Below are 2,544 nucleotides of genomic sequence, written 5' to 3'. Positions count from 1 at the left end.
GTCGACATGGGCGCGCGCTGGAACTCGCCCGAGTCCGGCACCTTCCTGTCCCGCGACCGCACCGACTACGCCGAGGGCGACTCGGTGCTGGCCAACCGGTTTACCTACGGCGCGGCCGACCCGCTGGGCAACGAGGACCCCGACGGCAACTGGCCGAAGATCTCCTGCGGCTTCTGCAAGAAGGTGGGCGACTTCGTCAGCTCGACCGTGCAGCGGGTCGAGTCGTTCGTCCGCAACCCCGGTTCGAGCCTGCGGCGGCTGGAGGACTTCGGCAAGCGCCTGTTCAAGTCGGCGGTCAAGCGGGTCACCGGCCTGGTCGACAAGGGCAGGAAGGCCCTCTCCAAGGCCAAGGCGTGGGGCAAGCGCAAGGTCAACGAGGCCAGGAAGTGGGCCGGCAGGCAGTGGAAGCGGGTCACCCGCGGCCTCGACAAGGCACGGCGGGGCATCGGACGGCTGCTCAAGAACGCCGAGAACCGCGGGCGTCGGTTGATCCACGACGCCCGGGAGAAGGCCGAACGCGCCCGCGAGTGGGCCGAGGAGACCGCGCGGAAGGTGGAGAAGGCGCGCAAGGCCCTGCGGGAGAAGGTCACCCGCAAGGCCCGCGAGGTCATCGAGTGGACCGCGAAGCAGCTGCCGGTGAAGATCGTCGCGGCCGCGGTGAAGCCCCTGATGTCCGCGGTGAAGCCGCTGGTCTCGGCCGTGGCGCACATGCCCGCCGCCGTCGTCGGCGTGTTCCGCGGCGACCCGACGGGCGTGGCCCGGGTGGCGCGGGACCTGGTCGAGGTCGCGTCCGCGCCGGTCGAGAGCGTCGTGGGTGTCACGCGGGCGATCGCCGAGTCGCCACAGTTCCAGTCCATGCCGTGCGAGGGGGCGTTCAACTGCGTTTGGCGCGGCGCGCTGGGCAGCCTGCCGATCAACCTGGCCGGCGGCGACACGGCACCGGACTACCTCACGCTCGACGGGTCCGTGGCCACGAGGTCCTTCGGCCCGCTGGCGTTCAGCCGGTCGATCAGCATCACCGTCACCAGCCACGGCCAGGTGTCCTGGGGCCTCGGCGCGGGCGTCTCCACGCCGGGTGCGGGGGTGGGCCTGCGCGGTGGGTGGTTGAACAAGGCCAAGGCCACCAAGGAGGAGATCAACGGCTTCGCCGTCGGTCCGTCGCTCGGGTGGACCGCCACCGCGCAGCGCTACTGGATCATGCCCGCCATCGGGACCTCCCACACCCTGCCCGACACGAGCGAGTACGCCTACGAAGCGGGGGTGTCGATCGGCGTGCCGAGCAAGAGCGGCATCGACGCCGGGATCGGGGTGTCCGACTCGAAGTGCCTCATCGGCTGCACGGAACAAGGTTCGTCGTGGTGACGTCAGGTAGCGGCGGCACCGGCAGAAAAGGGGAATGATGTCCACAGTGGAGACCCGCCGAGGGGTGGCGGTGCTGGTCGCCGTGCTCGTGGCGCTGGCGCTGGTCGTCGTGCCGAGAACACCGGTCGCGCACGCCGACGCGGCCGGGCGAGGCGGCGACTACGTGCCGTTCACCCTCGCCAGATCCGTGCTCGACACCCGCACGGGCATCGGCGGCGTCAGCGGCACACGGGGCGCGACGAGCACCACCACGTTCCCCGTGCTGGGGGTCGGCGGCATCCCCACCTCCGGCGTCAGCGCCCTGTACCTGCGCATCGTGGCCGTCGGGCCGACCGCCAACACCTACCTGAGGGCGTGGCCGGACGGCACGACGGCGCCCGGCGTGGCGATGCTGAACGTGATGGCGACGCAGACGCTGTCCAACGGCGCGATCGTGCGGCCGGGCGCGAACGGCAAGATCTCCGTGTTCAACTACGCCGGCTCCCTGCACCTGGTCGTGGAGGTGCACGGCTACTTCACCACCAGCACCGGCACGGCCAACGGCGGGTTCGTCCCGGTCACGCCCAGCCGCGTGATCAACACCAACACCGCTCTCGGCATCACGGCGGGCGCCATCCCGGCCGGCGCGAGTCGCACCATCAGCCTCGCCACCGCCGGTGTGCCGGTGGGCGCGTCGGCGGTGTTCGCGCAGATCACGCTGTCCCCGCCGGCCGCGGCAGGCTACTTCCAGACCACCGCGTCCGGCACGAGCGGCGCGCAGTCCGTGATCAACTACGAGAACGGCATCAACAACGCCTCCGGAGCTTCGATCACCCTCGGGGCGGACGGCAAGGTGATCGTCACCAACAAGGGCAGCGGCGCCGCGCACCTGGTCATCGACGTCATGGGGTACGCGACCAAGACGCCGACCGCAGGCGCCGGCCTGCGACCGGTCAGTGCCCGGCTCTACGCGGGCCAGATCGCCGCCTCCTCCTCGATCGACCTCCCCGTCGGCGGCACCAACGGCCTGCCGACGCGCGGGATCGCGGGCGCGGCGCTGAGCCTCGAAGCGGCGGGGAGCACCGTCGCCGGCACGCTGCGCGCGTGGGGTACCGGCACCACCGAACCCGCCGCGACGCTGACCCAGTTCGCGGCCAACTCGGCGCACCGGTCGTCCACCGTCATCAAGCCCGGCACGGACGG

The 2,544-nt window shown here is 71.5% G+C and carries 2 protein-coding genes; both read left to right on the top strand.

Annotated features, from left to right (window positions below; translation table 11 throughout):
- On the top strand, positions 1-1,362 hold a 1,362-nt coding region (locus tag AB0G02_RS35015; RefSeq protein WP_360803158.1), incomplete at its 5' end, for a hypothetical protein.
- A gap of 37 nt (positions 1,363-1,399) precedes the next feature.
- On the top strand, positions 1,400-2,544 hold a 1,145-nt coding region (locus tag AB0G02_RS35010), incomplete at its 3' end, for a hypothetical protein (protein ID WP_360803155.1).

The sequence above is a fragment of the Actinosynnema sp. NPDC023658 genome, assembly GCF_040639995.1.
Lineage (GTDB): Bacteria > Actinomycetota > Actinomycetes > Mycobacteriales > Pseudonocardiaceae > Actinosynnema.
The sequence above is the reverse complement of the archived record's forward strand: the minus strand, read 5'-3'. Positions and strand labels throughout refer to the sequence as shown.